At 71.8% G+C, this 21,593-nt stretch carries 23 protein-coding genes and 1 pseudogene; all 24 read right to left on the reverse strand.

What is annotated here, in order from left to right; genetic code table 11:
• Window positions 1–416: 416 nt before the first annotated feature.
• The 24 genes and pseudogenes from FVS66_RS20420 to FVS66_RS20540 all read right to left on the reverse strand — a co-directional run bounded on the left by FVS66_RS20420 (window position 417) and on the right by FVS66_RS20540 (window position 21,576).
• A complete protein-coding gene (locus tag FVS66_RS20420) occupies window positions 417–989 on the reverse strand; it encodes a hypothetical protein (RefSeq protein WP_187645621.1) in 573 nt (190 codons plus the stop codon).
• Window positions 946–1,806 (reverse strand): alpha/beta fold hydrolase, encoded by an 861-nt coding sequence (locus FVS66_RS20425; RefSeq protein ID WP_187645622.1) that lies wholly within the window; start codon window positions 1,804–1,806, stop codon window positions 946–948. The genes FVS66_RS20420 and FVS66_RS20425 overlap by 44 nt, the downstream gene beginning before the upstream one ends.
• A 65-nt stretch (window positions 1,807–1,871) precedes the next feature.
• A complete protein-coding gene (locus FVS66_RS20430; protein ID WP_149182629.1) occupies window positions 1,872–3,659 on the reverse strand; it encodes a type IV secretory system conjugative DNA transfer family protein in 1,788 nt (595 codons plus the stop codon).
• Window positions 3,660–3,693: 34 nt separating this feature from the next.
• Window positions 3,694–4,479, reverse strand: a complete 786-nt coding sequence (locus FVS66_RS20435) for a DUF317 domain-containing protein (protein WP_149182630.1) — start codon at window positions 4,477–4,479, stop codon at window positions 3,694–3,696.
• 2 nt (window positions 4,480–4,481) lie between these two features.
• Complete coding sequence (locus FVS66_RS20440; protein ID WP_262387106.1) at window positions 4,482–5,030, reverse strand: hypothetical protein; 549 nt, start codon at window positions 5,028–5,030, stop codon at window positions 4,482–4,484.
• Between the two features lie 50 nt (window positions 5,031–5,080).
• Complete coding sequence (locus FVS66_RS20445; RefSeq protein ID WP_149182632.1) at window positions 5,081–5,923, reverse strand: DUF317 domain-containing protein; 843 nt, start codon at window positions 5,921–5,923, stop codon at window positions 5,081–5,083.
• Window positions 5,914–6,270 (reverse strand): hypothetical protein, encoded by a 357-nt coding sequence (locus tag FVS66_RS20450; protein WP_149182633.1) that lies wholly within the window; start codon window positions 6,268–6,270, stop codon window positions 5,914–5,916. Before FVS66_RS20450 ends, FVS66_RS20445 begins: the two co-directional genes overlap by 10 nt.
• A gap of 29 nt (window positions 6,271–6,299) precedes the next feature.
• Complete coding sequence (locus FVS66_RS20455; RefSeq protein WP_149182634.1) at window positions 6,300–7,103, reverse strand: DUF317 domain-containing protein; 804 nt, start codon at window positions 7,101–7,103, stop codon at window positions 6,300–6,302.
• Window positions 7,100–7,480, reverse strand: a complete 381-nt coding sequence (locus tag FVS66_RS20460) for a hypothetical protein (RefSeq protein WP_149182635.1) — start codon at window positions 7,478–7,480, stop codon at window positions 7,100–7,102. The genes FVS66_RS20455 and FVS66_RS20460 overlap by 4 nt, the downstream gene beginning before the upstream one ends.
• A 281-nt stretch (window positions 7,481–7,761) precedes the next feature.
• On the reverse strand, window positions 7,762–8,169 hold the full coding sequence (locus tag FVS66_RS20465) for a hypothetical protein (protein ID WP_149182636.1): 408 nt from the start codon (window positions 8,167–8,169) through the stop codon (window positions 7,762–7,764).
• Between the two features lie 268 nt (window positions 8,170–8,437).
• A complete protein-coding gene (locus FVS66_RS20470) occupies window positions 8,438–9,187 on the reverse strand; it encodes a hypothetical protein (protein WP_149182637.1) in 750 nt (249 codons plus the stop codon).
• A gap of 22 nt (window positions 9,188–9,209) precedes the next feature.
• Window positions 9,210–9,908: a hypothetical protein gene (locus FVS66_RS20475; RefSeq protein WP_187645623.1), complete on the reverse strand. Its 699-nt coding sequence runs from the start codon at window positions 9,906–9,908 to the stop codon at window positions 9,210–9,212.
• Between the two features lie 13 nt (window positions 9,909–9,921).
• A complete protein-coding gene (locus tag FVS66_RS20480; protein WP_149182638.1) occupies window positions 9,922–10,779 on the reverse strand; it encodes a relaxase/mobilization nuclease in 858 nt (285 codons plus the stop codon).
• Window positions 10,776–11,201, reverse strand: coding sequence for a hypothetical protein (locus tag FVS66_RS20485; protein WP_149182639.1), 426 nt, complete (start codon window positions 11,199–11,201; stop codon window positions 10,776–10,778). The genes FVS66_RS20480 and FVS66_RS20485 overlap by 4 nt, the downstream gene beginning before the upstream one ends.
• A 100-nt stretch (window positions 11,202–11,301) precedes the next feature.
• Window positions 11,302–11,799, reverse strand: a complete 498-nt coding sequence (locus tag FVS66_RS20490; protein WP_187645624.1) for a hypothetical protein — start codon at window positions 11,797–11,799, stop codon at window positions 11,302–11,304.
• A 29-nt stretch (window positions 11,800–11,828) separates the two neighbouring features.
• Window positions 11,829–13,121 (reverse strand): MFS transporter, encoded by a 1,293-nt coding sequence (locus FVS66_RS20495; RefSeq protein WP_262387107.1) that lies wholly within the window; start codon window positions 13,119–13,121, stop codon window positions 11,829–11,831.
• Window positions 13,122–13,148: 27 nt separating this feature from the next.
• Window positions 13,149–14,333: a hypothetical protein gene (locus FVS66_RS20500; RefSeq protein ID WP_149182640.1), complete on the reverse strand. Its 1,185-nt coding sequence runs from the start codon at window positions 14,331–14,333 to the stop codon at window positions 13,149–13,151.
• The gene (locus tag FVS66_RS20505) at window positions 14,330–14,788 is read right to left on the reverse strand and encodes a hypothetical protein (RefSeq protein WP_149182641.1); all 459 of its coding nucleotides are present in this window, start codon (window positions 14,786–14,788) and stop codon (window positions 14,330–14,332) included. The genes FVS66_RS20500 and FVS66_RS20505 overlap by 4 nt, the downstream gene beginning before the upstream one ends.
• Window positions 14,789–14,828: 40 nt before the next feature.
• Window positions 14,829–15,941: a hypothetical protein gene (locus tag FVS66_RS20510; protein ID WP_149182642.1), complete on the reverse strand. Its 1,113-nt coding sequence runs from the start codon at window positions 15,939–15,941 to the stop codon at window positions 14,829–14,831.
• Window positions 15,934–16,618, reverse strand: a pseudogene (locus FVS66_RS20515) (glycosyltransferase). The gene FVS66_RS20510 and the pseudogene FVS66_RS20515 overlap by 8 nt, the downstream one beginning before the upstream one ends.
• Window positions 16,619–17,305: 687 nt before the next feature.
• On the reverse strand, window positions 17,306–17,854 hold the full coding sequence (locus tag FVS66_RS20525) for a hypothetical protein (RefSeq protein WP_149182643.1): 549 nt from the start codon (window positions 17,852–17,854) through the stop codon (window positions 17,306–17,308).
• A gap of 8 nt (window positions 17,855–17,862) precedes the next feature.
• Complete coding sequence (locus FVS66_RS20530) at window positions 17,863–18,861, reverse strand: hypothetical protein (protein ID WP_262387108.1); 999 nt, start codon at window positions 18,859–18,861, stop codon at window positions 17,863–17,865.
• A gap of 212 nt (window positions 18,862–19,073) precedes the next feature.
• Entirely contained in the window at window positions 19,074–20,054 is a 981-nt protein-coding gene (locus FVS66_RS20535) for a hypothetical protein (RefSeq protein WP_262387109.1), read from the reverse strand.
• 7 nt (window positions 20,055–20,061) lie between these two features.
• Window positions 20,062–21,576, reverse strand: a complete 1,515-nt coding sequence (locus FVS66_RS20540) for an ATP-binding protein (RefSeq protein WP_149182644.1) — start codon at window positions 21,574–21,576, stop codon at window positions 20,062–20,064.
• Between the last annotated feature and the right edge of the window lie 17 nt (window positions 21,577–21,593).

Below are 21,593 nucleotides of genomic sequence, written 5' to 3' on the forward strand. Positions count from 1 at the left end.
ATCCTTGGGCGGAGCGTGGAGGCGGGGAGGAGGCCCGGTCAGCGGGCGCGGGATCGGGAGTTGTCCGGTTGCGGGACGGGCAGGAGTGCGGGGATGGAGGAGCGCCGGGCGGCGAGGGCGGCGGTGGCTTCGCGGGCGCTGGTGACCGCAGCGGTGTAGTGGGGCAGGACGCGGTCGGTGACCCGCCAGGCGGCGCGGGCTGCGGAAGGCGATGGCCGGCCGGGCGTCCAGCGGCGTCCACACGCGGCATGTGTCAGCGAACTGGTCGGCGGCGCGGGTGCACTGACGGTAGAGGGCCGTCTAGGTGCCGGGTAGACGGTCGGCGAGCTGGAGGGCGAACAGGTGGAAAGGAGGCAACGGTGTCCTCGGCGGGAGAGAAGGTCAGCGTGTCCGGCTAGCGGCGGCTTGGGGCAGCGTCAACGCCGTACGCGGGGTGTGCGGGACGCTGAGGGGGCTGTGGTGGGGCCGGTCGTCCGCTGCACGGACTTCGTTTGTTCTTGTGCGGCGGCGAGGTCGCGGGTGATTCCGGTGGCGACGTAGTGGCACCCGATCGCGCTCAGGTCGAGCTGGTGGGCGGCATCGGCGAGGTGGCCGGTCATGCGCGGTATGGCCTCGGCGTGGCGAGCGGTGCGTACCGCTTCGTCGTCTGCTGGGTAGCCGGCGAACGGCGCGCCTTCGCACGGGTTGGCGTACAGGGCGCTGGCGAGGTCGTTGCCGGCCAGGGAGGAAGCTGCCACGACCGAGGCTAGGCACTCCAGGCTGGCGCGGCTGCCGGCGATGTCGGCGTACGCGCCGCCGTCGAGCGCGCCCAGGCGTACGAGGGCAGTGGCCATCAGGTCCTGGACCTTGAGCAGGAGCGGGCTGATCCGGCGCAGCGCGTCGGTGCCGGGGGTGTAGGAGACGTCCCGGACGCGTGCGTGCAGGGCTTCGAACTCGCGACCCAGGTCACGGAGTTGTTCTGCCTGTTCTAGGAGGTTGAGCGGAGGCATGGGGCGGTGTGCTCCGGGAGATCGGGTTGGAGATGGAGGCGCAGCGGGAGATTCGGTCGGTGACCAGCTGGGCGTGACGCAGGGGCAATGCGTGGGTGGCGTCCGGGATGGTCTCCAGCTGGGCGCCGGGCAGACAGGCGGCAAGACGACCGGTCTGCTCGGGCGGGATGTGGGCGTCGAGGCTTCCGGCCAGAAGGTGGACCCGGCCGCCGAGCTGCTGCAGCGGACCGGGGTCGGGCTGCTGGCCGGCGAGGTTGTGCCACAGGGCAGCGATGTCTCCGGTCGCCATGGTGTGCAGGCCCTGCCGGCACGGCAACGGCAGCGCACCGGACGTCGGCTGTGCGGGGGAAAGCAGAGCCCACCGGCTGGTGGTGGGAAGGCGCCGCCGGACCGCGTCGAGCAGGTACGGCGCGTGCGTGCACGCGGATTCGAGAAGGTTGCGGCCCAGCGTGAGCAAGGACTGGGCCGGACCGGTGCCCGTGCGGGTGCTGATGCCGCCGTACGGGGGCGAGATCAGCACGAGCCCGCGGATACGGGGCGCGAGGTGGGGGTGGCGCGCGACCAGGCGCATGAGCGTCATCGCTCCCATGGAGTGGCCGGCGAGCACGAGCGGTCCCCGTGGCGCTGTCGTCTCAAGAACCTGGGCGAGGTCGTCGGCCAGCTGGTTCAGGTCCAGCGGGGCGGTGCCGCGGGTGGAGTAGCCGTGCGCGCGCTGGTCGTAGCGCACGACGCGCATCCCTTCACGGAGCAGGAGCGGTATGTGCGAGCGCCACAGGGCAGCGGTGACCGAGAGACCATGCGCGAGGACTGCCGTCACGGGTGCTTGTGGAGGACCGTCGATGTAGGTGGCGAGCCGGGCACCATCCGGGAGCCGTATCGGCATCATGCGGCGGCCCCGAAGTCGGTCTGCCGCGGTGTGTGCTTGGCGACGGCCCGCTTGGTGATGCCGTCGGAGGCCCGCTTCGAGGCGGCGGTCAGTTCGGCGGCGCCGGGCTCCAGGTACCACGGGCGCAGGTCGAGCATCGCCGCGCGCATACCGGTGGCGAAACACAGGGCAGTGCCCTTGGGCAGGGCGCGGATCGCGTCGGCGGGCAAGATCCGCTCCTGCCGCATCGACACGGAGGTCGACTTGCCGGACTCGGAGTGCGAGGTGGAGGTCGTCTCGACGTCATGGTCGCCAATCAGCCGGGACAGCTTGTCGGCGAAGTCCGGGTCATCGATACCGGAGCCGATCACCTTCACGGTGGAGGCCGACCACATGGCGTCCATGCCCGCGTCCCCCCAGACCTTCTGGCCCTGGCGATAGGACTGCAGGATCGTGATCGGGATGATCCCGCGTGACCCTAGGTGGGAGTACAGGTCCGGCAGGTCGCTGATCTTGCACACGTTGGCGGCCTCGTCGAGGATCGCCAGCATCGGCGGATCCAGGCGTCCGCCAGCGCGCTCCGCCTGCGCAGTGGCGGCCCGCATCACGGAGTCCGCGCACGCGGCGATCAGCGCCGAGGCACCGCCGCCGCCATCCTTCGACAGCAGATAGAGCGTGTCGGTGGAGGCGACGAACTGAGACGGGCGGAACTCGGGGACATCCTTCTGTGGGGTGACCCACGCGGCGATCTCGCTGTTCAGCAGCGCGGCGGCGTACTGGCGGGCGGTCTCGTAAATGCCGTCCCGTGTCTCCGGCGGGCCTTCCACGGTGCCCTTGAGCTGCGCGGCGACCGCGGCGAAGCCGTGGTCGCGCAGAACGTCGAGCGGGGTGCGATCGGCGGGGAAGGCCAGCCACTGCATCACGTCCGTAATCGGCCGGTTGTCGAGGGCGGCGGCGAGGAAGAGCTGCGAGAGGATGTTGCTGCCGGCCTTGGACCAGAAGTCGCCCTGCTGGCTCGCGTCCACGGAGGCGGCAAGGAAGTGGCCGGCCAACCGGCCTGCGCCGTCGAGGGTCTTGGCGTCGGCGAGGGGATTCCACCACATCTCCCGAGCGGCGTGCGCGATCTGCTGCGGATCCATCGACCAGACCTGTCCCACGGCCGCTCGGGCGTCCAGGGTGGCGGTATAGGCGTCACCGGCGGCCTTGTTGGAGGTGAGTAGGACCGGGCCGGGGGCGGCGAGGATGGACGGGATCGCGAGGCTGGTGGTCTTGCCGGATCGTGGAGCCATGATCGCGACGGCGACGTCCTCGTATCCCATGCGAACCTCGTGACGGGTGCCTTGCAGGTTGCCGAGGAGGATGCCGGTGTCCTTGGCGTCGATGTGCTTGGCGGCCTTCAGGCTCGGGCGCAGGGAGCGGGCCTTGGCGGTGATCGCCTTGGCCATCAGCGGTTCGATGTCCCTGGCCTTGGCCATGCCGGTGATCTTCTTCCGGCCGCTGCCGCTGGTCTTGTAGCGGGACCACAGGACGCCGGCCGCAGCGCCGAGCGCGAGCAGCGCTGCGATCGGGACGATCCGAGCGCCGACAAGCAGGGACGCTTCTCCCACCTGGGGCCAGAGCTGATCAGGGTGGAGGAGGGCGGCGGTCGGCTGGTAAGGCGCCCAGTGGTCGACGGTCAGCCACGCGGTGATGTTGCCGGACAGCCAGGCGAGATGGGACAGCGGGACGACGACGCCGAGCACTCCGAGAAGGAGACGGAAGACGATGTCGTACCCGTCGGAGGAACTGTTGGAGGAGGGTGGCAAAGGGCTCCATGCTTCCGGGCGGGGGACGAAGGGGTTAGCGGCTGCGGCGGTTCTTGTCCGGTGACCGTCGCAGGGCGCTCGGACTCGCCGACGTGCTGGCGCGGCGGGCGGCGAGGGCGTGGACGCGTTCTTCCAGGGCCGAGGCGACCTGCACGGCCGGAACCTCCCGGCGCGTGCGGGTGACCGCGTCCGGGCTGCGCGTCGGGAGACTGCGCATGCTGCCGGTGCGCAGCACAGGGTTCGGATCGGCGAGCGCGGTGGTGAACGCGGTGATCAGGTGCGGCGGGGTGTGCTCGCCGAAGCGGGCCTGCCACACCGGCTGCCGGTCCGGGCCGAGCGTGGCGGTGACGAACCAGGCGCCTGGTTCCTGCGCGCTGCCCAGGCGCTCGACGTACGCGGTGCCGTCGGGCGACACGAGGCCGTCGCCCCCGGTGGTGGGGGGCGACCAGGCGAGCCGCTGGAGCGGTTCATACGGGTCGGCCTCGGCAGATGCGGTCGCGGCGGGGTCGGTCAGGGCGTCGATGAATCCAGCGATGATCTCGACCGGGGTGCGTGCACCGAAGCTCGCGTACCAGGCGGGCCGGTCCGGCTGGTGGGCGTGATGGAGCGTCCACCACTGGCCGTCGGGGTCGGGCTCGAGCCGGAGGAGAGCCTTCTGGTCGGGGCTGGAGAAGATGACGCGCGGCATCAGGGGGTCGTGGCCGTAGCTCCAGCCGCAGGCCCGATGGAGGGGGACGGTGATCCAGGCGGGATCTCCGCCGCCTGCCAGGTGGCGAGGGGCGATGAAGTCGACGTCCACGATGTCGGGGGACTTGGGCACGGTCACCTCCGCCCCGGCTTGGCACGGTTGGACGCCGGGACCGCGGTCACGGTCGGCGACGGGACCGATGGCGTGGGCGCGTGCCGGGCTGCGGAGTTGATGTCCCGGACGACGTCGCCGTGAGTGGCCCAGGTGTCGAGATAGCTCCAGCATTCGGCGTGGTGCTCGGCGAGGACGTCGTCGAAGGCCGGGGTACCTGACCGGGCGGCGGCGGGAAGGCTTTCACGGGTCTGGACCCACTCGCCGTGTAGCTCATCCAGGCGGTCGAGCGCGTCACGCAGGACGCCGAGCTGCCACCCCCAGTGGCTCCGCACTGCGTGGGCGGGCAGGTGGGCGAGCTGAATCTCGGCTGTGGCCAGCAGGTAGCGGGCACCGGCGCGCACGGTCTCGAACGCAGCCGCCGTGTCGGCGTCGCGCTGGCTCTTGCGCACCCCGTAGGCGTGGTCGTCGTACGGCCAGCCGTCGAGACCGGTGTGCTCGTCGGAGTACGCGTCCCAGGCGTCGAGGATCTTCTTGCTGTCACCGACGAAGCCGTCGAGGTGACGCAGCAACTCGCGGTGAGCGGCGGGATCGGGAGAAATGGTGAGGTGTCCTATCGGGATCAGCGGCGAGCGGTGGAACGGGTGGTGCTTTCCCTCACCGGGGGCGTCACGGCTTCCGGCCGGCGACGCCGCGCGAGGTGGGCCTGCCTGCGGATGCCGGCGAGTCGGGCGGTGTGCGCCTCGACGACCTGCTCCGGGGTGAGCGGGCTCGGCTTCTGCACGACGCCGTGGTGGGCGGTGCGGTCGTACATGCCGCGCTGGAGCGGGGCGCTGTCAGCGAGCGCGGTGACGAAGGCGTGCACCAGGTGGGTGGGGGTGTGGCCGTCGAACCAGGCGTGCCACAGACGTGGTCCCCGGGAGCTGTGCTCGGGATCGTGCGCTTCCACGTGCCAGGAGACGCGGGCCGACACGCCCCAGGGCACGGTGGCGTCGCCCTGTTCCGTTCGGCGTTCCACCGTGCACCCCGGCGGATCGGAGAAGGCTGATCTGCGGCCGTCGATCAGCCATCCGGCGTCCTCCAGGGTGTTCAGAGGGTCCGCCGACAGGGTGGGTGGCGGCGCGACGAGGGCGTCGGTGAGGCTGCCGAGGATCTCGGCGGGGACGAGTTCGCCGAACTCGGCGTACCAGCCCGGCTCGGTGTCGGTGGGCTCGGCCCGCAGCCGCCACCACGCGGAGGTGGCGGACTGCGGGTCGAACTGCAGGCTGTGACGGTGATCGGGGCTGCGCAGGACGATCTCGGCGCTCAGCGGGTCGGACGTGCGGGTCCATCCGGCTGCGGCAAGGCCATGGGTGACGTGGCGGGCGTCGCCGGGGCCGGCGAGGTGGCGGGGGATGGTGTCGAACGGGATCCGCCAGGCGTGCTTGTCGGCGAAGGCAGCGAGCTGCCGTTCGCTCACCGGCACCGGCCGCACCCCTGCACGCCCCCGGCGGCACTGCCGTACAGCTCTTGGAGGCCGTCCAGCACGCCGTGGAGGGAGTGCTGGTCGGCCTGCTCCCACGCGGCGATGCGCAGCTCGCTGATCAGCAGGTCGCCAGCCAGGGTGCGCGGGACGTCCGGGTGGTCCTGGAGGGCACGGGCGAGGGCGCGCAAGGTGTCGGCGAGCTGGACGGGCAGGCCCGTGTACTCATCGAGCAGAGGCTCGACGAGGGCGAGCGCCTCTTCGGGGTCGGGGCTCTCTCGCAGGTAGTCGGTAAGAAGAGACAGGGTCTCGGTCGCCGAGCGGATCGTGTCCGGGGTGAGTGCGGGCATCAAGCTCCTCAGTTGGTGGGTGTGGGGGATCAGCGGTAGGTGCGGGCGCCACCGGCGTTGGCGTGGGGGCGGGCTGTGGTGCGGGGCCGACTGCTCCGGGCGGCGTTGCGAGCCCAGGTGGCGGTGCGGGCGGCGGCGATCCGGGCCTGCTGCCAGGCGCTGAGCTCGGAGGGCAGGACGGACACGGACGTGGTGCGGATCTGGGCGCTGTGTGGAACCCGCCCGAGCGGGCGCATCACGGGTTCGGGACTGGCGAGCGCGGTCGAGAAGGCTTGCACGAGGTGCATCGGGGTGCTGGGTGCGAACTGGGCGGTCCAGCCGTTGCCTTGCTTGTCCTTCGCCCCGGACCACCACATCGCCTCGCCGTCGGGGCCCTGGTGGAACTGCATCCAGGCGCTGCCGTCGGGGCTGGTCGCGGTCACATGCTCGGCGTTGGGCGGACGGTGCCACCCCTGGTCCTGCAGAGGTGCCCAGACGTTGGGGGCGTGCGCGGAGCGGGGGCGGGTGAGGGCGTCGGTGAGACCGGCGACGATCTCTACCGGCGTTTGCCGCCCGAGATGCGCCCACCACTCGTCTTGATGGCCGCTCGCGGCACCGTGGATCGTCCACCCGCCGGGCAGTACGAAGGGGTCGTAGGCGATGCCGACCATCTGGTCCGGGCTTTCCATGGCAAGGGGCCCGCCCGCCTTGGACTTGTCCCGCCACCCACAGGCGCGCAGGAACTCGGAGACGTGCCGGAGATCGCCGCCGCCGGCGAGGGCACGGGGTTCAACCAGGTAGTGCTGCTCGGCTTGCTCGCCGGGGCCCCAGCCCTTCCACTGCTGCTTTTTCACCGGTGCCGCCGGACGACGAGTGGAGCTGGGGCCGAGGGCTTCGCCGGTCCGGTGTTGGGCCGGTCGCTGACGTACTGGAGGGTCTTGCGGTGTTCGTCCAGGTCCCCGCCGATGGCGTCGAGCTCATTCGAGGCGCGCCCCAGGGCGAGCCACACCTCGGCCGGCAGAGCGCCGCGCTCGGCCTGCACCTTGGCGAACATGCTGCTGACGGACACGAGGTGGGTGACCCCGGCGAGGACGCCGTCCGCAGAGTCCACAACGCGTGCGATGACCTGCGTGGCCTCGTGAGGGGGGAGTGTCGCGAGTTTGTCGCCGAGCTGGCCGAGCTGACGGGCGATCTCGTCGGCCAGGTGCACGTGCGGGTTGGGGTGGGGCATGCTCCTCCAGGACGAGGGTCGGGATCAGTGGTGGTGGCGGTGGCCAATCCGCCGGGCTTCGCTCGGACCGGCCTCGGGGCGCGCGCCAGCCAGCGGAACGGTCCGATCGGGACCGATGGGGATGCAGGCGCGCAGGTAGCGGCGGAATAGAGCGGTGGCCAGACGGGGCGTGAGACGCCGGGAGATCGGCGTGGTGGTCGTGCGGGGTGTTACGGGGACTCCAGTCGGTGGTGCGGTCGGGGGCGGCCCCGGCAAGAGGGCACCGGGGCCGCCGTTCGGGCTTACGGGGTACGGTGGGCCGCCGCTGTGGGAGGAGAGGCAGCAGGCGAGGCGGGGCTGCGCGTGGCGGCCCTGGGCTGGCGGGCGCGTACCTCGCGTGCGGCCTGCTGGTAGGTGGCCTCGTCGAACAGGTCCGGATCGATGTTGACCTTGTATCCGGCCACGAGGAGGGCTGGGATCGCGCGGGTGGCGAGGCGCTTCTGTTCCACCTCGGACAGGTGGTCGGGGACGGTGTGCCAGACGTAGACGGGGCCGCCGGTACGGACCTCCTGGCGCTCCAGGCCGAGGCGGTCGAGCAGCGCGAGGAGCTTCTCCGACGCGCCGGTCGGCGTGGCTGCGTAAATGGTGCTGGTCAGTGCCTTGACGTAGAACTCGACGTCCGTCCCGTAGTCGTCGGCTCGGTTACCCAAGTGCGGTGCTCCTGATCGTCGTGCGGGTCAGCGGCGGCGGGACGGCGCGGATGCCGGGGGCGCGGGTAGTGCTCCGGCGGGGGCGCTGTTGCCCGCCGAGGGAGTACGCCAGGCCAGGTTGCGGAGGTACTCAATCTGCCGTGTGTCCTGGCAGAAGCGTCCGGTGAGGTCCATGAGCTGGTCGGCGGGACTCCGCTCCCGGCCCCCGCGGGGACGTCCTTGGTGGTGGTGACGTACTCCAGCACCAGGAAGTCGGGTTCCCCTTGCTTCATCGAGCCCTGGTGGCCGGCGTTCGTGTGGCGGCCGGGGCCGGCGGCATGGCGGCGGTGGGGGCGGTCCGAGCCGCCGGGTGCTGGAGCGCCGTGCCGATGCCGAGGGCGTCGAGCTGGGGGCCGATCGCGCGCAGGGCGCGGGCCTGGGCCCTGGTGTCGTCTGCGTCGAGGCGGTAGATACCGGTCTGCGGATCCTGGATGAAGCCGTGAGCCACGAGGACGGCGCCGGCCGTGTCATCCACGGGCGCGGCGGCGACGCTGCCGTCCTGCTGCCAGGTCAGAACGACCCGATCCGGCTGGGACGGCTGGATGCCGCCCAGGGCGTTGTGCCTGACCTGGGCGAGCGCGGTGTCGTAGCGGGCGAGCAGGTCGCCGGCGACCTGCTCGGCGCTCAGGAACGGATCGTCCGCGAGCGCGATGCCGTTGGGCTCGGGTACTGCGCGGTATGCCTCGTCGGGCAGTGCGCGCGGGGCGACGGCGGCAACGAGGAATCCGTCGCGTTCGTCGTGCCGTTCCAGGACGACGAGCCGGGCTCCGTCCGGGCGGCTCAGGACGGCGGCCTGCTGGAGTGGGTGCTCAGCGAGGGAGGCGGCGACGAGGTCCAGGTCCCAGATGCGGTCGGCCAGTTCGGCGAGGTCGTCCTTGTCTTCAGGAGGGTGGTAGGAACCGGTCCAGGCGCCCGGGAGTTCGCCGGCGAGGACGTCGGCGTACGAGGCGAGGCGCTCGGAGTTGTCGTAGTCGTGCATGGTGTCCTTGAGCGAGGTGGGGTCAGCGGCGCAGCCCGGCGGCCACGGGAGGCGGTGGCGGGGCCGGCGCGGTGCGCGGTGGTGGTGGGCAGGCGCAGACGGCGGGGCGCTCGGGTTCGGTGGAGGGGACCTCTTCGGCGCAACTGCTGCGGCCGGGGTGCGGGACGTGCCGGTCGGCGAGGGCGTTACGGGTGTGGGAGAGGTCGCTACGGATGGCTTGCAGACGCTCGTCGGCGAGGTAGCGCAGACGGCGGGCGATGTGCGGGTCGGCCGCGTCGCCAAGGCCGTCGTGGAACTCAGCGGTGGCGATGAGGACTTCTTCGAGGGCGGCCAGGAGGCCGTCGTGGGAGGCGGTCAGCTCGGTGAGTACGCCGGCCGCATCCCAGGTGGTGGTGGCTTCGCGGATGCGTTGGGCGAGATGGGCGACTGAGGCGCCCAGCGGCAGATCGTGGACCGGTCGGCGGTCGGTGTCGAAGTCCTCGTCGCAGTCGACGTGGTATCCGACGGCCCGAAGCCGGGCGACGGCTTCGATCCCGAGGCGGGTGTCGTCGTCCTCGATGAGGTTGGTGGGGGCGCGGTGGTAGGTCTCGTGGACGCGGACCACCGGGACGAAGCCCGTACGCTGCAGGACGCTGTGGGCCTCGGGGTCTCCGCCGCGGGCGAGGACCTCCTCGGAGTGCGGGTCGCGGCGGACGGTCAGGAATCGGTCGGCCAGGGGCAAAGAGACGTTTCTCCTACGGTGATCGCCGTACGGCTGCCGTGATGCTAGGCAGTACCAGGAAGGCTGTGCGTGGCCGGGTGGGTGCGTTCAGGTGGGTCGCGGTGGTGTCGAGGTCCTGCTGGATCCCGTAGAGGCGGCGGGCGATCAGCTCCAGGCGGTGCGCCATGGCGGTGCTGGCGGCATCGGGCTGGTGGGCGATGCGGTGGGCGGTGTGCTCGACGAGTCCGCGCACTGTGGCCAACGGGCCGGTCTGCTCGTCGGCGAGCTGCGAGAGGATGGCCGCGAGCTGGGCTGATGCTGTGGAGGCGGACCGGGCGAGGGCTGGCGGCCTTGGAGTGCTTCGTACGGGCATCAGGCGCAGGTCCTGCTCGATGCGGCGGGACTCGGCCGAGAGGCGTCGCAGGACCGCGGCAGGTTGCGTGTGCCAGGAACCGTCGAGGCGGATCAGGTTGGCGATCAGGTCGAGGCGTCCAGGCTGGGCATGGACGGCGATCCACCGGCAGCCGTTCGGCTCGCCGGGGACTTCGATGCCCGCGGCGCGGGCCAGCCGGTGGGCAACTTCAGCCCATTCGGGGCCGGTCAGCTCACGGTCGTCGGGGCGGAGCCGGACGTCGAGGTGGAAGATCGCGCGCCGGTCGCCGTTCGCGCTGGCGGCGAACGGGTGCTCCATGAGCGGCTCTTCGAGGTGCTCAGCCCACTGGAGGGACGTCCAGATCTTCTGCTCGTCGTCCAAGGTGTAGGAGTCGAGGCCCGGCCAGTGGGCGACGACGGTGTGCTCGGTCAGCCCCTCGTCCGGCGACACCGGACGTCCCAGCGCCTCGGTGAGCACGTCGTTCGGCGTGTGGGTCCGCTCGTGGAGACGGGGAATCACCGGCTGCCCCGGGCATCGGCGATGTGCACCAACTGGTTGAGGGCGGTGGTGGTGTACCAGCCGCAGTCGATCAGGGTGTTGTCGTCGGTGTACTTCGACAGAAGGGCATCTTCCATGGCCCGGAGATGGATCAGGCAGTCCGGGCAGCGACGCGAGAGGTGCACGAGGTAGCGGGGGTGGGCGGTGATGTACGTCTGTGCGCCGCCAGTCGCATCGCGCAGCCGCCATCCGTCCTCGTCGGTCGGGGTGTGCCAGGACGGGGCGACCACGCGCATGGCGTCTCCCCACAGTTCTCCGCCGGCGACCCCCTTCAGGACGACGACCGTGTCGCCGGCCTGGAAGTGGGCGTGGGTGATGTCCCGGTTGGGGGTGAGCGGGTCGGGTGTCGGAGCGAACGCCGGAGTGGGCGGGGGCTGGGACATGCGGTTCCTTCCACGCGGGGCGGGTGGCGGTGGGAGGAACAATGGTCCAGAGGATCGCCGGTTTGGCTAACCGGCGATCCTCGGCTATGTTCCGCCCCAGTCAGCGGAACGGGTTCTCCGTCCCGCGGTCGTCTTCGCCGGCGGCGTCGAGGAGTTCGAGCAGGTCGGTGCCCTCCGCGTCCCGCTGGTCGATCCACCATCCGGCGCGGGTGATGGAGCGCGCCTTCTCTTCCAGCTCCGCCCAGTCCGCCTCGTCCCAGGACCCCTCGACGACCAGCGCGGTGTGCGAGGAGGTCATCAGCTGGTGGCGGGATCGCCCGCCCCAGTCGAGGGCCTTCTCCGGACCCTCCAACTGCGGCATGTCGAACTTCTCCGCCCACTCGACGGCAGCCTGCTGCTCCTCGGCGCGCTTGGCGGCGAGCCACTCCTTCGTGGACTTTGTGTCGGCATCGCGAGCCGCCTTCCAGCAGTCGGTGCAGTCCCGGCCGGCGAGCCAGCGGGCGAATCCGGCGCGCTTGTCGGCGGGACGGTTGGACAGGTCATGGACGACCTCGTGGGAGCAGGAGTGCTCCACAGTCCACTGCGTACGGACAGCCATAGATGAATCTCCTCAAATAGGTATGAAAGTCAGAGGCTTGCGGTGTTGTTCATGGGGGCCTTGTGCCGGCCCCGGTGTGGGCGGCGGTGTCTGCCGGCCCGGGGGAGGCGGCCAGCGGGGCCGAGGTGCGGGCGCGCGGCGAGCAGGACGGTGACCGCGAACGCGGCGCCGGCGGCGGGGAGCGCGGCGCTGGCGAAGGGCTGCTCGGCGAGGCGTCCGGCGAGGGCGGTGCCGGCGGACTGGCCGGCACCGATCGACAGGATCAGCCACGCGTACGCCTCGCTCGTGCGGCCCGCGGGGGTGAGAGCGTCGGTGGTGACGTAGGCGCAGGCGACCACGACGGTGAGGAACGCACCGGGCACGATGACCGCGAAGGTGGCCGCGTACGGTCCCGGAAGGGCAAGCAGGGTGAGCCACCCGGCCAGGAACGCGGCCCCGGCAGCGATCAGTCGGCCGGTGGTGGTGCTGGTCCAGGTGCGGCGTCCGTAGACGAGGCCCCCCAGGAAGCTGCCGGTCGAGAACGCGGCGGGGAGGATCCCGGACAGCATGTCCTGGTCGTGGTGCTCGGCCATGGCGATCGACCACACGTTCATGGACCCGATCGCGAACCCGACGCCGGCGAGGGAGACGAAGAGCAGCACCAGGCCAGGGATGGTCAGCCGCCGCCCGGGCCCGCCGTCCTTGCTCGTCGCCTGCGCGGGACGCCAACGCCGGGAGGGCGGTGCACAGGCGACGGTTGCGGTGCCGACGAGACCGAGGGCAGCGGTGACGGCGAGCGCGAGGGACGGGCCGTACGCGGAGGCGAGCGCGGCGACCAGCAGGGGGCCGACGATGTACAGCAGGCCCTGCGTGCCGGTGTCGAGGGCGAGCGCGGCGTGCCGCAGCCGGGGGTTGGGCAGCACGCTGGGCCACAGCGCCCGGAGCCCGGCCTCCAGTGGCGGCGTGGTCAGGCCGGCTGCGACGACGACTGCCGTGGTGAGGGCCGGACTTCCTTGGGGTCCGACCGCAGGCAGGGTCACCAGCAGGGCGGAGTTGAGCAGGGCGGCGGGCAGGTGCACGGCGGTCTGTCCGTGGCGGTCCATCAGGCGTCCCTTGACCGGCTGGGACAGTGCGGAGGACAGCCCGTACAGGGCGCTGAGCAGTCCGCCGAAGGCGATGCTGCCTCCGGTCGCGGTGGCCCACAGGAGGATGGCGACGGGCGCCATGCCGTTGGGGAGGCGGCCGGTGAGGGTGCCGCCGAGCAGGCGGGCGACGTACGGGCTGCCCAGCACCGCGCCATAGGTGATGCGCGGTGCCGGGGCCGGGGGTGCGGTCAGGGACAACGGGTGCTTTCTCTCGGGGAGCGGTGCCTAGCGGTGGCGGGCGGGGGTGGTGCGGGGTGGCGGCGTGGGCGGTGTGGTGTCCACGGCGGGGCGCGGGCGGACCCGTAGGGCGGGGGTGCGGTGCGGCGGCAGGACGGCGACGGTCGCGCCGAGGTCCTCGGCCGCGTCGTGCACTTCGCGGGTGAGGAAGTCGATCTGCCGGCCGAGTGCGGTGAGCCGGGCGGCGATCTGCCGGCCCTGGACGGTCTCCAGTGCGCTGGCGAACTGGCCTGCCGTCTCCAGGAGTTCCTGGAGGCGGATCATCGGGCCCGCGTTGTAACCGCGCTGGGTGGCGCCGAGGAGCGCGTTGGACGCGTCGCCGGCGTGCTGGGCCTCGATGACGTCCCGGATGAGTTCCTGCAGCGATACCTCGGGGGCGGGCACGGGGCGGTTGAACTCCGAGACGTCCGCGCGCAGCACGCCGGGCGGGACCGCGGCGGGCAGCACCTGCCCGGCCTCGTATTCGTGGGCGAAGTGCCCGATCACCTGCCAGCCGGGGGCGTCCGGGTCACCTCTGAGGGCGACCACCCTCGAGTCGTCGTCCTCGATCAGATGGGCGAGGGTGATGGGATGCCCGTCAGTGGCGTACCACGACTCGGTCAGCTCTAGCTCGCCTCGCCTCTGCGCGGCCTGGGCCCGCTCGGTCCACGCCTGCTGTTCTTCGTCGGTCAGCGGGGCCTTGTGGTGCTGGTGCTGGTTCTGATCGGCGAGGTTGGCGGCAATGGAGCCGTGGTCCGCCCAGGCGGCGAGGTGGGGCCACAAGGCCGCATGCTGCGTGCGTACGGCGGAACCGGGGGCGGCGGGCCGGTCGAGCGCCTGCCGGATCTCGGCCGCGGACGCGGCGAGGCCGTCCAGCACGGTGCGCCACCCGGTGAGGTGCCGGGCGGGCGGCAGCTCGTCGAGCGCACGGCGGGCGGCATCGAGCAGTGCATCGACGTACGGGGCGAGGTGCGTGGCGTACGCCTCCACGGCCGCCTTGTCGCGGTGCGCGCGTGCGGCTGCCGCGGCGCCTTCGTGGACGGTGCGGCCGTAGCGGTCGCGGGTCATGTCGAGCGCGCCCTCGGTCTCGCGGGCGATGACGGACATCCGTAGTCGGAAGTTGCGTGCGTGAGTTGCGAGGTCGGGTGCCGCGGGCAGCGGGCTTTCGGGGGCCGGGTCGCTTCCGGGCGTCATCGAGATCGCCCGCCACCGGAGGCCGTCAGGTGGACGGTCGGCGCGTAGGTGGGCTTCGGCGGAATCGGCCGGGCAGACGGAGGTGAGGTGGTGGGCGCCGTGCCGCGCTGTGTCGTGCGGCCGGCGGCGGCCTGGGCGAGACGGCTGCGGCGTTCCAGGAGCCCGTTCGGCAGGACGGGGCGCGGCGGGCTGGCCGAAGCGGCGGGGTCGAGAGCTATGTCGGCGTGCACGGCGTAGCCCTGGCGCCGTAGATCGTGGACGGCCTGGCGGGTGCGGCGAGGGCCGTCCCGTTCCGGCTCGCTGAGCTTGAACAGCCCGGGTTTGTTGGGGACGGGTTCGAACTCTTCGCGCAGCAGGAACCACTGGGCGAGGTGCGAAGGCATGGAGGAAGTGAAGGAGGCGACGAAGCCGTGTTCCTTGTGGGTGCCGAAGACGAAGTGGGTGCCGGGTTCCAAGAGGGCGGGCAACTCCTCACGAGGTCGGTGGTGGAGCAGGTCAGCGGCGGGGTGCCGGACGCGCCGCAGGCAGGGGACGCGGCGGCGCGGACACCGCGAGGGCCGGGTGCCGGTGAGGTGCGCTCACGCGGGCCTGGCGCAGGAAGGTTTCTCCATCGGTGAGCCAGGTCTCGATGGCTGACCACGCCCGCGCCTGGCGTTCCCGGGGTGGGAGAGGCGCGCTGTGGACCGCCTCCTCCAGCAGGACCTCGGCGTCGGCCAGGGCGTCGGCCAGGCGGGAGAGCGCGGCGGCGTCCTGTGGCCATGGGCTGCGGGCGGGTCGGCAGCGGTCGAGCAGGGTCGGGGCGTGGTCCACGACGGTGAGGAAGCTGCGCCAGGAGTGGTCGAGGAACTCCTCGGTCGCGGTGCCGAGGGCATTGACGCTGAGGGGGGTGGCGTCGCTGTAGCGGGCGGAGGCGGCCATGGCCTGCCAGGTGTCGCGCTCGGAGCGGATGTGCTGGAGCACGGCGGAGATGGCCGCGGTCCGGCGGGCATGGACGGCCTGCTCGTAGGAAGGGAGGTACCGGTCGGCGACGGCCTGGGCCGCGCGTCCGGGGAGTGGCGGCAGGACGATGCTGCGCGGGGCGTGCGGATCGCCGTAGCCCTCCTCCAGCCCCTTCGGTGCGAAGGCCCCGATGAGGTAGTCGAGTTGGCGTCCTGGGCGCTCGGTGAGCAACAGGGTGGTGCCGTGCACCATGTCTGTGAGCGTGGCGGCGTAGGGGATCCGCTCGGTCTGGAGGGTGCGGCCGAGTTCGCCGCTGTCCCATATCCAGGGAACGAGGTCCTCCTGCCAGACGGGGTGGGAGTAGATCTCGACCGTCGCGCTCCACTGGCCGGGCAGAAGGCGCGCGATGTCGCGAGCGGCGTCGCCGATGAAGCGCCGGCTGCTGGTGGACACGCTGGTGCGGTGCCGCTCGGCGCAGCTGATCAGGCCCGCCATAATGGCGCGGGAGGCATCCGCGTCGTCGGCCGGAAGGCGGTAGACGCCTGCCTCGCCACGGCGGAAGCCGGACTCCTCCAGCGCGGTGTGGGCCCAGGGGTACTGCTCGCCGCCGACGATGGCGACGATGCCGGCATCCCGGCTGTAGGCGAGGACGATGTGCGCGTCAGCCACGGGCGAGGGCCTCGCGGCTACGAAGGGCGGCCCGCAGGCTGAGTCCCGTAGCCGTGCGCGTGCTCGCGGGCCGCCGCCTCCAGCTGGTCGTACGACGCCTGCTGCGTCATCTGCCCCGGGTGCTTGCGGTACCGGTACACCGGCAGGCGCAGCAGGATCCCCGGGGCGAGGACCGTGACGCCGACGGCCGCCATGTAGTCCTCGCCCTGGACGAGGCCGCCCATCGGGGCCGCTCGTACGAGGTCGGTGCGGGCGAGGATCGTGGTCGGCCCGATCGGGATCGTGTCCTGCGGCCGTGCCCAGTAGTTCATGACGTCGCCGGCCTCGTGTCGGCTTGGCGGCGTCGGGCAGCGCCACAGCGTGGTCGAGCCGTCGGGGTGCAGGTCCTCACTCCAGCCGGCGCACCAGCCCACCCCTGTGGATTCGAGGGCGGACAGCCGTGCCGTCATGGCGCCGTCGGTGAACTCGTCGTCATCGTCTGCCCAGTTCACGAACTTGGTGCGGACCTGGGTGAGGGCGAGGTTGCGGGCGCAGGCGGCGCCGACCGGGCGGGGAAGCGTGAGGGTACGGATGCGCGGGTCCGCCGCGAGAGGGGCGGGCAGACGACTCGGGTCGGCGCCGTCTAGAGCGATCACTGCCTCCCACGGCACGGACTGCCGGGTGAGGCTGGCGTGCATGGCGGTCAGGTAATCGAGGCGGTCCTCGCGCAGGCGGCTGGCGATGACGACTGTGATCGGGGGCGTGGACAGGGAAATCTCCGGGAAGCGCGGGCGGGAAGGGTCAGCGGCGGGCAGCGGTGCGGGGACCAACCGAAGGCGAGGTGGGGGCGGGACGGGCCGGTGGCGCCGCGGCCGGGGCGGGGGCTGACCAGTGCGCCGGGTGGTTGCTGAAGCGGGCGCGGGGGTCGGTGCCCCACGCCACGACGGGACCGGCGGCGGCGTGCAGCACGCTGATCACTTCGATCCCGTGGGGGCGAAGGATGTACCCCCACTGCACGTCCTGATCGGCGGCGGTCTTCTCGGTGACGTCATGCGGACCGGCGGGGAGCCGTCGGGGGTGACCAGGTGGTCCAGGGTGCTGCTGGACCACTGTTCACCGCCGGTCAGCGCCGAGAGGATCTCGGGCGGGCACCGTCCAGGAGATCAGTGCCCAGCTCGTCCCATCCCACGGCGACGCCGTCCACGAGATGCCGCACCATGGCCTCGACGTCACGGCCGAACCGGTACCGGTGGGCGGCGAGGAGGATGGGCAGTTTCTCGCTCGGCTGGCCGTCGAGATGGACGTATATGCCGGTGTAGCCGGTCTCGGTGGGGCGGGCGATGAAGGAACCGGTCGACAGGAGGGGCCTCCAGGGCGTTTCAGGATCACCGGCCGGGTGTCGGGCCGGCGGGCGGGACGTGCGGCGGGGCTGGGGGGAGTGCCGTCGAGGCTCGTGCCGGACCCGGCGGCGGGAGGTCCAGCGTCGGCGCCGGGTCGTACGCAGCGCGCAGAGTTCTGAGATCGGCCTCGTCCGCGATGGCCGCCACGGACAGGCTGCGGCTGGCCGCCTCCATCAGGAGCTTGGGCGGCGAGCCCTTCGCCGCGCCGCGGTGCTGGCCGCGCCACTGGGCGGCGGCGAAGAGGTAGTCGCTCACCGCCCGGAGTGCGGGTTCGGCGGCATCCAGAAGACGCTGGGTGACGGCGCTGACCTCGGCAGGGGTCTCCGCTGCGGTGAGCGCGGCCAGGTAGGGGGCGAGGTCAGGGCTGGGCAGGGGCTTGTCCGGCAGCGGATGCTCCGCGAGGAACGCTTCGGAGTCCCGCCTCGCCCACCGGAGCAGATCACCGCGGGTGGCGATGCCGTAGCGTGCGGCGGCGATCTGCTCGGCGTCGCGGCCGACGTTGTCGTACAGCTCGAAGTCGGGGTCTTGGGGCACGGGTCCTTCTAGACGGAGGTGCTGGAGCCAGCGGCCTTGGCGTCGGTGCGGCGGCAGCCGTAGCCCAGGAGGCTGGACGGCTCGGGCACGCTCGGGACGGCGGCGATGTCGGAGCAGGTGAACGTGTAGGTGAAGGCGAGGCTGGGGCTGGTGCCGAGCCAGGCGCGGTCCTGCTTCTCCGGCACGATCCCCAGGCCCGGGGCGGTCACCGCGTCGTGCTGGGTGTGGGTGTGGGAGAAGATCACGAGTGCGCCCGTGGTGGTCTTCAGCGCGTAGGCGTCGGCGAACTGCGGGTCGGCGGTGGCGAAGCGGGTGGTGCCGCGCGGGCCGAACTTCCGGGTCGTCTCGTCGTGGACCTTGATCTGCCGTTGGGAGGCTTTCGACGGGTTGAAGACCTTCTTCCCGGTTGTCTCGCCTCCGGTGGCGAAGTTGTCGGTCACGGCGGAGCGGAGCACGCCGACCGGCGCGGCCAGGGACTGCGAGGTGGCGTCGACCGCGGTGGCGTACCCATCGTTGTCGAGCACGATCTGCGGGAGCTGCTTCGGATCGTCGATGTCGACGGTGGCGACCATCTCCCACTGCTGCTTGGACTTCGTACTCTCCGCCAGGATCAGGACGCGGGCGTACTGCTGCTGGCTGCCGGCCCGGGTGACGGCGGCGAACCACCGCTGCTGTCCATCCGCCAGGCGCGGGATGTAGAGGTCGGTGGCGGACAGGTCGTACGACCACGGTCGATACGGCTCACGATCGGCCTTGGGCAGGGCCTCGTCCTGCTTGATGTCGGCCAGCGACATCGCGTATCGGGGCCCGCCCTCGACGGTGTCGAGAAGGGCGCGGTCCTGGCTCTGGTGAGCGAGGTTGTTGGTCTGCGAGTAGTGGGTGATGGCCTCGCGCGCCTGCGCCTGGGTGAGGGAAGGGACCCGCGTCGGCTTCGGCGCAGTGCTGGCTCCGGGGGCCTGCTTCGACTCGGCGGTGCCGCTGTCGTTGGTGCAGCCAGTCAGGGCCAAGGTGACACAAGCGGCGGCACCGGCGATCAGCGGCAGGGTGTGGCGGGTGATGCGGATGGGGGCTCCAGTGGTGCTCGGGGCGGGGAGGTCAGCGCGTACGGGTGGACGAGGTTGGCGGTACGGCGGGACGAGGGGCGAGGCGCGGTCGCTGACGCAGTGCGCGACCACGTCGGGGGGTGCACCGGCCCGCCTCGCGGCGAGGCACCCGGGCATCAGCGTCTTTGCCGCGGCTGTGCCGGCGGGAGGACAGGTAGGGGAAGGCGCGACGTACGGGGCGGGGCCGCTGACGGCCGGGGTGCCGAGGGTGGAGGGTTCAGCGCCCGCATCCGGTCCTCGGCAACGTGCAGGACTTCCCCGAGGTTGCGGATCTCGGCTGCGGCGTCGGCGAGGTCGTACGACAAGTCGAAGCCGTCGTCCTGGTTGGCTTCCTTGGCCTTCTCCCCGGCTGCTTCGAAGAACTCGCCGAGCCGCTCCAGCAGGCCCTCGGTCGGTTCGAGGATCTGGTGCAGAAGGGCGGCGGCGTCCGCATGCGACTCGGTCCCGTTGAGCCGGTCGGTGAGAGCGAGGAGGGCGTCGCCGTAGACATACGGGGTGGGGTCCGCGCTGCGGGAGCGGTCCGGGAACTCTGGTGCGCGGGGCTGTGGGGCTGAGGACACGGGCGGGCCTCCAATGGACGAGCGAGGAACGGGCAGCAGCCCGAGCTGGGTGAGCCGCTGGTCGATGGCCTCGACCACGTGGGTGGCGTTGCCGCCGTTACGTGCTTCGGGCCGCTCAGGGGCACCGGGGCCGGTCGAGGCGGTCGAGTCGTAGATCACCTCGAACATGGCATGGTCATCGGGGCGCTGGCGGGTCACGATCCATCCCTCGGGGTTCCCCGGTGGACGGTCGGAGGAGGGCTCCTGTGGCGGGCCGATGATCAGGTAGCTGCCGTCGGGGAGCGCGACGTGCACGATGTACGCGCTGAGTCCGAACTCGATGTCGCACTCCAGCCCGCGCTGCCGCAGGGGCGTGGTGATGTGCGCGTGGCGACGCCACAGTTCTTGCCACCAGCTGGTGTTCACGTTGCGGTGGTCAGGAAGCGGAGCGAGCGAAGCCGCGACAGGCGTGCGGCGGGTGCCCGGGTCGGGGGTGTCCGGTGTGTCCTCATCGTCACCGTCGCGAGGTATCAACTCGCGCTGGATGTCGGGATCCATGAGCCTCTCAGTGCATGCGTGCGTCGGTGTCGAAGAGCGCCAGCTCGTGGCTGTGCAGGAGGTGCTGCACGATGAAAGATCGTCCGGCGACCTTCCACAGGCCCCTGCCGCGGTTGAGGTGTGCGATGGCGTCCATCTCGACGGAGGTCAGGCCGAGCAAGGAGGCCGCGGCGTGGAGCTGGTCGGTCTCCTGGCGGTAGATGATGCGGGTGCTGCAGTCGGCGAGGAGGCCCTCGGCGAGAGCGCGACCCTGGGAGCCGGCGTCGCCGGCGGTGAGCAGGTCGCTGAGCCTGTGGATGACCATGAGGTTGGCGATGCCGAGGCCGCGGCTCAGTTTCCACTGGGCCTGCATGCGCTGGAGGAGGCCGGCGTGCCTCATCAGGCGCCACGCCTCGTCGTACACGATCCAGCGTCGGCCGCCGTTCGGGTCGGAGAGGGCGGATTCCATCCAGGCGGAGGCGCACGTCATCGCCAGGACCAGCGCCGTGTCGTCGCCCGAGCCGCCGAGTCGGGACAGGTCGATGGTGAGCATCGGTGCGCTGGGATCGAAGGCGACGGTGGAGGGGGCGTCGAACATGCCGGCCAAGTCGCCGTGAATCAGGCGGCGCATGGCGTGGGCCAGGTCACGGGCTGCGTCGCCGAGTTGTCCCGATACCATCCCGGCGGCCTTGTCGAGCGCGCCGGAGTTGTTGAGGGTGGTGGCGACGTCACCGAGGAGCGGGGTGGTGCCGGTGTGGGCGGCGCGGGTGACGACGGCGTCGAGGGCGATGTCCAGGGCTGTGTGCTCCATGGGCATCAGGTCCCGGCCCAGGACGGTACGGGCTAGTGAGCCGAGCAGGAGAAGGCGCCGTTTGCGGATCTCGCCGACCCAGTCGGTCTCCGTGACGCCCGTCGGGCGCGGGGCCGCGTCCAGGGGATTGAGCCTGCCGGGCAGTCCGGGCCCGAGGGCGACGGATCGGCCGCTGAGGGCTTCCGCCACTGGTGTCCACTCGCCCTTGGGGTCGCACGGAACGTAGACGCGGTATCCGAAGGCAACCGAGCGCAGCGCGAAGGACTTGGCCAGGGCGCTCTTGCCTTGGCCGATCACGCCGGCCAGCAGGATGTTGGGGTTGGTGAAGCCCTCGACTTTGCCGTACAGCGCGAAGGGGTCGAACGCGAACGACGCCTCGGCGTGCACATCGCGGCCGATGTAAATGCCCTCCGCGCCGAGGCCGCCTTCGGCGAGGAAGGGGTACGCGCCGGCGGCCACGGCGGTGGTCATGCGGTGGGCGGGGAGCTTCAGCCGGTTCTTGCGGGCCGAGGCAGGGCCGGGGCGTCCGCTCGGGGGGTAGAGGGCAGCGGGCGTCTCGTGCTCGGCGTGTGTGCTGTCTGCCTGGTGGGTGGTGGCTTCGGCGCGGGCCTTGGCGGTGGCTTCGGCGAGCTGGCGGCGGGCGGCTTTGCGGCTGGCCCGGTCGGTTCCGTGGGGAGTGAACAGCGGAGATGCGGAGGCGCGGCGGGCGCGGCGGGCGGGCCGGTGGCTCATCGGGGGCCCTCGATTCT

This window comes from Streptomyces sp. TRM49041 (assembly GCF_008271805.1).
Classification (GTDB): domain Bacteria; phylum Actinomycetota; class Actinomycetes; order Streptomycetales; family Streptomycetaceae; genus Streptomyces.